8 protein-coding genes are annotated in these 9,667 nt (G+C 32.1%); 6 read left to right on the top strand and 2 right to left on the bottom strand.

The genetic code is table 11. The features are described 5' to 3' along the window. The first annotated feature begins 59 nt into the window (after nt 1-59). The 5 genes from HNV10_RS15620 to HNV10_RS15640 are packed head-to-tail and all read left to right on the top strand — an operon-like array spanning nt 60 to nt 3,250. Nucleotides 60-1,031, top strand: coding sequence for a M23 family metallopeptidase (locus HNV10_RS15620; RefSeq protein ID WP_173302331.1), 972 nt, complete (start codon nt 60-62; stop codon nt 1,029-1,031). A gap of 1 nt (nt 1,032) precedes the next feature. Beyond that, a complete protein-coding gene (locus HNV10_RS15625) occupies nt 1,033-1,362 on the top strand; it encodes a MerR family transcriptional regulator (protein WP_173302332.1) in 330 nt (109 codons plus the stop codon). Between the two features lie 12 nt (nt 1,363-1,374). Then, on the top strand, nt 1,375-1,974 hold the full coding sequence (locus HNV10_RS15630; protein ID WP_173302333.1) for a LemA family protein: 600 nt from the start codon (nt 1,375-1,377) through the stop codon (nt 1,972-1,974). An 8-nt stretch (nt 1,975-1,982) separates the two neighbouring features. Beyond that, nucleotides 1,983-2,420, top strand: a complete 438-nt coding sequence (locus tag HNV10_RS15635) for a TPM domain-containing protein (protein WP_173302334.1) — start codon at nt 1,983-1,985, stop codon at nt 2,418-2,420. Beyond that, the gene (locus HNV10_RS15640) at nt 2,420-3,250 is read left to right on the top strand and encodes a TPM domain-containing protein (protein WP_173302335.1); all 831 of its coding nucleotides are present in this window, start codon (nt 2,420-2,422) and stop codon (nt 3,248-3,250) included. The genes HNV10_RS15635 and HNV10_RS15640 overlap by 1 nt, the downstream gene beginning before the upstream one ends. Nucleotides 3,251-3,318: 68 nt before the next feature. Here the strand turns inward: HNV10_RS15640 and HNV10_RS15645 are convergent, their stop codons facing one another. Continuing rightward, entirely contained in the window at nt 3,319-5,754 is a 2,436-nt protein-coding gene (locus HNV10_RS15645; protein WP_173302336.1) for a T9SS type B sorting domain-containing protein, read from the bottom strand. Nucleotides 5,755-5,759: 5 nt separating this feature from the next. Continuing rightward, nucleotides 5,760-7,064: a ribosome biogenesis GTPase Der gene (gene der / locus HNV10_RS15650; protein ID WP_173302337.1), complete on the bottom strand. Its 1,305-nt coding sequence runs from the start codon at nt 7,062-7,064 to the stop codon at nt 5,760-5,762. 355 nt (nt 7,065-7,419) lie between these two features. Here der and HNV10_RS15655 point away from each other — a divergent pair, with 355 nt between their 5' ends. Beyond that, complete coding sequence (locus tag HNV10_RS15655) at nt 7,420-9,534, top strand: LysM peptidoglycan-binding domain-containing protein (RefSeq protein WP_173302338.1); 2,115 nt, start codon at nt 7,420-7,422, stop codon at nt 9,532-9,534. Nucleotides 9,535-9,667 lie beyond the last annotated feature (133 nt).

Genomic DNA, 9,667 nt, shown 5'->3' on the forward strand with positions numbered 1-9,667 from the left:
CTGATATAAGATGCTTGCTTTGTGCGCTTATTAACTGCAAAAATAGTATAAATTCAAACATGGCTAAAGTAAAATATTATTATGATTCTGAAACCCTTTCTTACCGCAAAATAAAGCGTAAGAAAAGAACAACTTTTAAGTATGCAATGGTGTTTTTAACTGCTGCTGCACTTTTTGGATTTTTGTCGTTTTTTATTGTTAGTCAATATATTGAATCTCCTAAGGAACGTCAAATGGCAAGAGAATTACAGAATATGGAATTGCAGTTTGAGCTATTAAACAAACGAACCGATGATGCTTTTGCTGCTCTAGAGAATGTAGAAGAACGAGATAATGCCATTTATAGATTGTATTTTGAAGCAAACCCAATACCAATTGAACAGCGTAGAGCGGGTTTTGGAGGTATTAATCGTTATAAAAAATACGAAGGCTATAACAATTCTCAATTAATTGCAGAAAGTAATAAACGCCTAGATATTTTAGAAAAAGCAATTGTTGTACAATCTAAATCTTTAGATGAAATAGCAAAACTTGCAGAAGACAAAGAAAAATTTTTAGAAGCTATACCTGCTATACAACCAATAAACAACGTAAATCTAACACGTATGGCATCTGGCTATGGTTATAGAACGGATCCATTTACTAAGGTTAGAAAATTTCATTTCGGGATGGATTTTACCGCACCTAGAGGCACTCCAATATATGCTTCTGGAAATGGTGTTATAAAACGAGCAGATAATAATTCTACGGGTTATGGTAATCATATTAGAATAGATCATGGTTACGGTTATATCTCCTTATATGCGCACATGTACAAGTTTAATGTAAAAGTAAATCAACGTGTAAAACGAGGAGATTTAATAGGTTTTGTAGGCAGTACTGGTCGTTCAGAAGCGCCTCATTTACATTACGAGGTCTTTAAAGATGGAGAACGTATTAACCCTATTAATTTTTATTATGGCAACTTATCTGCCGAAGAATACGATATATTGCTGAAAAAAGCATCATTAGAAAACCAATCTCTAGATTAAGATGCATATAGATTTACCAGAAAAACGATATTACGGTATTGGCGAAGTCGCCAAAGCTTTTAAAGTAAATGCCTCCTTAATTCGGTTTTGGGAAAAAGAATTTGATGTTTTAAAGCCAAAGAAAAATGCAAAGGGTAATCGAAAATTTACGCCAGAAGACATTAAAAATCTAAAATTCATTTACCATTTGGTAAAAGAAAGAGGATTTACACTTGAAGGTGCAAAAACACATCTAAAAGAAGAAAAGAAACAAGCTTTAGATAAATTTGAAATCATTGATAAGCTCGAAAAAATAAAAGCACAACTAACTAAAATAAAGACACAACTTTAAAACTAAACTATTATGAAAAAATGGCTAATTCCTGTAATCATTATTGCACTCTTAGGTTTTGCATTATACTCTTGGGGAAAAAATTTCAATAATACTGCTGTTACATTAAATGAAAATGTAAAAGAGGCTTGGGGAAATGTTCAAACATCTTACCAAAGAAGAAATGACCTCATTGGCAATTTAGTAAAAACAGTACAAGGAGCCGCAGATTTTGAGAGAGGAACTTTAGAAGCCGTAATCAAAGCAAGATCCGAAGCTACAAAAACAACAATAGACCCTTCTAACATTACACCAGAACAGTTAAAAGCATTCAACCAAGCACAAGGTGGATTGAGTAGTGCATTGTCTCGTTTATTAGTAACAGTTGAAAGATATCCAGATTTAAAAACAAATCAGAATTTCTTAAAACTTCAAGATGAATTAACCAGCACTGAAAACACTATACAAACGGCAAGAACACGTTATAATGAAAATATTAAACCTTATAATATTCATGTCAACACGTTTCCTAATAGCATATTAGCAGGCTTTTTAAATTTTGACGAAAAACCATATTTTGATGCAGAAGCAGGTGCTGAAAAACCAGTTGATGTAGAATTCGACTTTAAATAAAAACAAAAATGTCTAAACTAGAAGATTTTCTTAGTCCTAAAGACGAAGAGAGAATCGTAGAAGCTATACGTATAGCCGAAAAAAACACATCTGGTGAAATCCGAGTGCATATTGAAAACAATTGTACTAGCGATATTTTTGAACACACTATGGAAGTATTCCATTACCTAAAAATGGATAATACCAAACAACATAATGGCGTATTAATATATGTTGCTGTAGAAAACAAATCCTTTGTTATCTATGGCGACAAAGGCATAAATGCTGTTGTAGATGAAAACTTCTGGAATTCAACTAGAGACATCATTTCGTTGCATTTTAAAAAAGGAAACTTTGCACAGGGTTTAATTGAAGGAATTGATAAAGCAGGCAAGGAACTCTCTAAACACTTTCCATGGTTTAATGGGAATTCTAATGAACTTGAAAATACAATATCTAAAAGCTAATGTATAACTTCAAGCAATTATTACTAACCCTTATTTTAAGCATTTTTGCAGGATTGTTTTTTAATGCAAATGCACAATACAATATACCAGACAAACCAAAGTATATTCCACCTGTAATAGACAGCACAGGCACTTTACAAAAGTATCAATTTAATGCATTAACTCAAAAACTGCAACATTATAGTGATAGTACATCTACAGAAGTTATTGTGGTTATCATCCCAACAACAAAAGGAGAAAACATTGGTTTATTAACTCCAAAATGGGGACATAAATGGGAAATTGGTCAAGCAAAAGAAGATAATGGTGTTTTTATTTTATTGGCCATAAATGATAGAGATATTTGGATTTCCCCAGGATATGGTGTAGAAGACCGATTAACAGCAGGCACTGTGGGAGAAATAACCAGAAATGTTATAATTCCTGAATTTAAAAGAGGAGATTATTATAATGGTTTAGATAGAGGAACAGATGCTATTATTGATGTTTTAAGTGGTGCTTACAAAAACAATAGAACTCAAGAACCAAATGGTTTTCCTATTGAAGTCATTATCTTTTTATTTATCATATTTATCATTTTCGTCATTGCTATTTCTAAAACTCGTGGTGGTGGAAATGGTCGTGGTGGCGGAAATCATTACAACGATGATGCAAGAAGCATCCTTGAAGCTATCATTCTTCGTAATATGGGACGTGGTAGTTACTCTAGAGGCTCATCCACAGGTGGTTTTGGAGGCGGATTTGGCAGAAGTTCTGGAGGCGGAAGCTTTGGAGGCGGTTTTGGTGGTGGAGGCGGTTTCTCTGGTGGAGGCGCTGGAGGTAGTTGGTAATCTTAATTCAATAAATTAGAACACCCAAACTAAATACATGTTTTAAAGAATAAAAGACATTAATTAACTCATCGTTTTAATGTAAAATGACCTTTAAACGTTCTTCTATCTAAAAGCTTAGCAATAAACCAATAATCATCCGTTGGCATCAATTCACCATTATGAGTTCCATCCCAAGATTGATTTTCAGAATTTAATGATGCCATTAATTTACCATAGCGATTAAAAATATTAACAAGTACAGGAATATCTGAAGTATCAATAAATCCTTTTATCTGCCAAGTATCATTTTTTGTATCACCATTTGGAGTAAAGAATTTTGGAAAACCTAAAACCGAAATATCCTTAGAGACAATCCCACAATCCCCTTTTATATCTTTTATGTAAACCGTATGAACACCTGATTGAACACCATTAAATGTGCTTGAGTCTTGATAAAAACCATATTCATCATCTAATGCGTATAAATAATCTCCCTCACCAGTAACAAAAACTGAAAGCGAATTATTTTCAGATAAATCAACAACCTCAATTGTTATATCTTCAGCTGTGCTCGATGCCAATACTGTAATTGTTCTTTTATTGGTACAACCTAACGGTTTGGTGACAAAAACTTCATATGAACCAATTTCATTAACATCTATAGAAATTGTTGTTTCTCCTGTAGACCATAAATAAGAGTAATTATTTGCAACATCATCAATTATTCCTCCATCTAATGTAATAGATTCAGGAAAGCTATTTAAACAATAATAGACCTCCTCATCCTCAAGAAGATTAGGGATGTTTTCTACAATTAATTTGATTTCAGCAATACTATAACAGTTTTCATTTCGCTCTAATCTTGCATATATGGTTTGATTATAAACTTCTGTATTAGTATAATCAGTATTCAATTCGTTTTGTTGTAAAAGTGCATCATCAAAAGAATCATAATAACCCAAAATGGTAATATCAGATGATTGATTATTTAAAATCTCATTTTCTGCAAGTGTTAAATCAAAAGTTACAAATCCGGTTTCCTCAAAATTATCACAGGTATATAATGTCGCAGTATTTACAACAGCGTTATTTACAGACAAAATAACTTCTGCCATATTACTGCAATTGGTTACTGTATTTGTAACAAGCGCATATATAATTTGATTATTATAGAGATTTGTATATTGTTGTTCTACTATTGGATCGGACAAATCTATTGACTCAAAAAAATCAACTTCAACATTATCTAATCCACCTGTAACAATAGAGGAATAATAGTCATTTAAATTGAATTGAGAAATACCATCCATAACACTATCTTCACATTGAAAAATAGTAATATTAGAAACATCAGGCAAAGGGTTAATTGTTACTGTTAATGGGATTCTAGTATTATTTGTAGCACAACCATTTACAACTGGTAATAACCAAAATGTTGTTGTAGTATTAATATTTACGTCATAACTTAAACCAGAATGTATTGGTGTAGTTGAAGACTCTGCATTAAACCACCAAACATCAGTTGTTGATGCTTGTATATTTAGTGACACCATATCTGCACCACAAACTACTAGATTTTCAGTTGTAACTCTAGGCATTATTAAGACACTACTCGCAGATAAGTTAATGTTTGGTTCATTTGGCATGCCTCCAAATTCAACAATATATCCTTTGGGATGATACGCATTATTTACATCTGTACTACCTGTGTTTGCTAAATCATTCCAAGATCCCATCATACCAATAGATGGGTCAGTAATATGCGCATAATGCTCTTGATTAAGGTTATTAGGTTCATTAGTATTCCAAAAAGCAAACATGCCATTTGGAGCATAACCATTAGAAACACCTTGCCAAAACACTTGTCCAGCCTCTGGACCTGTCATCCATTTCCATGTACCCTCAACTTCTTCATCAGAACCACCAATCCAACCTGTTCCTGAACTTTGAGCACCTGCGAGTTGAGATTCTTCTTCAGAAGTAATTGTGGCTAAATAGCCTTGCAAACCATAATAGGTTTGAGATGCTGCAGCATCTCTAGCATCAGACCAAGTTATTCCTGTATCAGCTACATAGAAATAATAATGACCTGTACTTGGCAAAAAATTGGCATCACCTAAATTTATTGAAAACTGTCGGTTTTGAGTAAACACAGTTTGGGATGTTTGAAAAACAACACTTTCTATTGCATTAGAAAATTCTACAAAAGTTGCTGGCCCTAACAGTGTTAAACTCCCTTCACTCTGATTCCATTGTGCTACAATATTTGGATGATTACCTATTAAGGTTAAATTATCTTGACCAAATTCATACCCTTCAGAAATTTGAACAAAAACTTGAGACAGCGATGTATCTTCAGGGTTTTGATCAGTTATTGATACTGAAGAAACTATTGACATTTGGCTTCCCGGACAATACACCTGATTTCCTACTATACTTATTTCTGGCGGGAAATTTTGCCCATAACCATTGAAACCAATTATCAATAATACTATGGCAATATAGAAGCTATTAAATTTCATTAAAACTATTTTTTCCGCATATATACACTAATCGGAACACCATTAAAATCAAACTGATCACGTAATTTATTTTCTAAAAAACGCTTATATGGCTCTTTTACATACTGCGGTAAATTACAGAAAAATGCAAACTGTGGTTGTGGTGTTGGTAGTTGCATTATATATTTAATTTTAACAAATTTACCTTTATTAGCAGGTGGTGGTTGATGCTCAATTATTGGTAATAAAGCTTCATTAAGCACACTAGTTTTAATTCGTTTAGTTCTATTTTTATATACCTCAACAGCTGTTTCTATAGCCTTAAAAATACGCTGCTTATTTAATACAGAAATAAATACAATTGGCACATCTGTAAAAGGTGCTATTTGCTCTCTAATATGCTTTTCAAAATCTTTTGCGGTTTTAGTATCTTTTTCAACTAAATCCCACTTATTAACCAAAATTACAATTCCTTTTCTGTTGCGTTCGGCTAACCAAAAAATATTCTGAACTTGTCCGTCAAAACCACGAGTAGCATCTAAAACTAACAAACATACATCACAGTGTTCTATAGCTCTTACACTGCGCATTACTGAATAAAACTCCAAATCTTCTTTAACTTTAGATTTACGACGTATTCCTGCTGTATCTACTAAATTGAATTCAAAACCAAAACGATTGTATTTTGTATCAATAGAATCTCTAGTTGTACCAGCTATATCTGTAACAATGTAACGCTCTTCACCAATTAATGCATTTATAAACGACGATTTGCCTGCGTTTGGTCTTCCAACTACTGCAAATCTTGGCAACTCATCTTCTTCAACTTCTTCTGCTTCAGGCAAAGCTTCTACAACAGCATCTAACAAATCTCCTGTTCCGCTTCCATTTATACTAGCAATAGCATAATATTCACCTAATCCGAGTGAATAAAATTCTACGGCATCTTCTAAACGCTTATTATTATCAACTTTATTGACAACTAAAAAAACTGGCTTCTTAACTTTTCTTAATAATTGTGCAACATCCTCATCCATCCCAGTAACACCAGACTCTACATCAACCATAAAAATAATAGCATCAGCTTCTTCAATTGCCAATTCTACCTGTTTATCTATTTCAGCTTCAAAAATATCATCACTACCAACAACATAACCACCAGTATCTATTAATGAAAATTCTTTACCGTTCCAATCTGTTTTTCCATAATGCCTATCTCTTGTCACTCCACTTACGGCATCTACTATAGCTTCACGTCTTTTTATAAGGCGATTAAAAAATGTGGATTTCCCTACATTTGGGCGACCTACTACAGCTACTATATTACTCATTTAATTTTATTTAAGAGCACAAAGATAGTACATAAGCTTTAGTAATAACTAAACTATTAATTGTCTTTTAACTCCAGGTTACAAAAAACAGATTTAACAATGAAAAATAAACCCAAAATCATTGTTAATATCCTGTTGATAACAAGTCATAGATTAAAATATAACACCTATATTTTTAGTAATTTTATTGCGTGTATTAATAAAGGATTTATTTACATCAGTTTTGGAGCAAAAGCTCATAAAAATATTCAAGAGTCAGCCCCTTTTTTTGAATATTAGTCTGTGTAAAAAAATCAGAAAGTGTATTTGTTTACTTGCTTCAAATACTATAAAGTAATTAAAATTAAAATTAAGAATGGGGAAATTTTTTATGCTAGTCATAGTTTTGGTATTTGGCTCTAACCTTGCAATTGCTCAACAAGATAATATAGTCCATTCTATCCAAAAAGGCGAAAGCGTTTACCAAATTTCTCGTCAATATGGAGTTAGTATTAATGCCATTTTTGACCTTAATCCTGGCTCTAGAGATATTATTTACGCAGGTGAAACATTGTTAATACCAAATTCTTCAAACAATACTTCTTCTACTAGTACACAGATAACATCAAATGGCGTTTCTAATTATGAAGTGCAACGTGGCGAAACCAAATCTGGCCTTTCAAGACGATTTGGAGTGAGTATTGCCATGTTAGAACAACAAAATCCGCACATTGTGAATATGCTACAAGCTGGTCACATAATTAATGTAGATAAGTCAATCACTGAACAAGCGCGTACCGCACGACAAGGTGAACATATTGTGGTAAAAGGAGAAACACTTTGGGGAATTGCTAGACAAAACGGAATTAGTGTTGCCCAATTAGAAGCTGCAAACGCAAATCAACTTTCAGAATTTTTACAAATTGGACAAACGTTAATAATTCCTGATAAAAACTCAGTAATTACAAACCCTAATGAATACTTGGTTGTAAGAGGTGATACAAAATTTGAACTTGCTCGACGTTTTAACATGACCATAGCTGAACTTGAAGCACAGAATCCTCATATTATAGATATGTTAATGGCCGGACATAAATTAAACATTAACAAATCAGAATCTAATGCAATTGCAACTACGACTGAAAATAATTCAGTAGAAACACCATCGGTAGAAGTTAACAATCCTACAACTAATGGTGATTATATAGATTACACAATTCAGGCAAAAGAAACGCTCTATGGCTTATCTAGAAAAGCAGGAATGACTATGGAAGAATTAATGGTCTTAAATCCTAGCCTAAGAGTTGCTGTAAATAAAGGTGATATTATTAAAATGCCAAGAAACCCTTCTGCTGTAAAAGAATCCGAAGTTGTAACTTTAGATAATACATCTAACGAAATAGATATTAATGTAAATAATAGAAATGCTTCACTTTTTTCTAATTTAAATACTACAGATGTAACTGGTCTTTATTTTTACACTCCTTTTTCTAGCCAAGAACTTAGTTCTCCTGAAGAGAGACAAAAAATGGTTAATGCAGACCCAAACAAACAGTTCTATATAGATTTTTTTCAAGGCGCACAAATAGCCATTGACTCAGCAAAATCCTTAAATATAGATTTTGATGTAGCACTGATAAAGAAAAATATCGCTAAATCGAGTATTACCATTAATAGTAATCACAAAAAAAATGCGTTACTAATTCCATTTTTAGATAATGCATCTCACTTTTCGGAAGTTATATCTAATGAAGAGGTTTCTGTAATAGATATAGAATCTAATATTGTATCTACTAACAACACTAAAGTATACAAATCTTTTCCTACTAATGAATTAGAAAGAACAAAAGCATTAAACTATTTAGCATTACAAAATGCAAGAGTAATAGTTATAAGCGAGTTAGAAGAATCTAAAAACAAAGCCTTAATACAAAGTATTATACCTAATGCTAAGTTTTTAAAAGTTGACAATTCGGGTAACTTCGGTCAAAATGCGCTTGATAACACTTTAAGTACTATTAAGCCTAATTTTGTGATATTAGACAGTGAAAAAACCAGTATTTTTCTAAATTCTACTACAGCACTAATGAGTAGATTATCTAATTACGACATTCAATTAGTTCTTTTAGAATCTGCTTTAATTCCTAAACAAAATCAAGTTTCGGATATGAGATTTAGAGTATTAAAACTAATATTTCCATCAATTTTAGACCCACAGAACAAAAAAGACATAAAAGATTTTGAAAGAAGTTATGAAGACATTTTTGAAGTAAAACCATCTAAACATGCTGTTTTAGGATTTGATATTACTTTAGATGTTTTATTAAGACTTGCACAAGACTCTTCTTTTGAAAGTACTATAAACAATGTGGTTTCAGAACACCCTCACCTAAGATTTGAATACAAAAAATCTGATGAATCAAATTATTTAAACACAGGTCTTCACCTTTTACAATACAACTCAAATGAAGGCTTAATTGAGATTGATTAATATAGAATTCTAATAAATAAATAAAATACTACAAAACTGATATATTTTAATTTTGCTAAGTAAATGCTATTTACATATATTTGTTTCCCCATTAATCTTACAAATTAGCAAGACAACGATTTTATTTTGAACT

The sequence above is a fragment of the Winogradskyella litoriviva genome (assembly GCF_013249065.1).
GTDB lineage: Bacteria > Bacteroidota > Bacteroidia > Flavobacteriales > Flavobacteriaceae > Winogradskyella > Winogradskyella litoriviva.

Bases quoted from the DNA above. Each gene is read 5' to 3' on its own strand.
- HNV10_RS15620 (WP_173302331.1), top strand. From the start codon at position 60: ATGGCTAAAGTAAAATATTATTATGATTCTGAAACCCTTTCTTACCGC.
- HNV10_RS15625 (WP_173302332.1), top strand. From the start codon at position 1,033: ATGCATATAGATTTACCAGAAAAACGATATTACGGTATTGGCGAAGTC.
- HNV10_RS15630 (WP_173302333.1), top strand. From the start codon at position 1,375: ATGAAAAAATGGCTAATTCCTGTAATCATTATTGCACTCTTAGGTTTT.
- HNV10_RS15635 (WP_173302334.1), top strand. From the start codon at position 1,983: ATGTCTAAACTAGAAGATTTTCTTAGTCCTAAAGACGAAGAGAGAATC.
- HNV10_RS15640 (WP_173302335.1), top strand. From the start codon at position 2,420: ATGTATAACTTCAAGCAATTATTACTAACCCTTATTTTAAGCATTTTT.
- HNV10_RS15645 (WP_173302336.1), bottom strand. From the start codon at position 5,754: ATGAAATTTAATAGCTTCTATATTGCCATAGTATTATTGATAATTGGT.
- der (WP_173302337.1), bottom strand. From the start codon at position 7,064: ATGAGTAATATAGTAGCTGTAGTAGGTCGCCCAAATGTAGGGAAATCC.
- HNV10_RS15655 (WP_173302338.1), top strand. From the start codon at position 7,420: ATGGGGAAATTTTTTATGCTAGTCATAGTTTTGGTATTTGGCTCTAAC.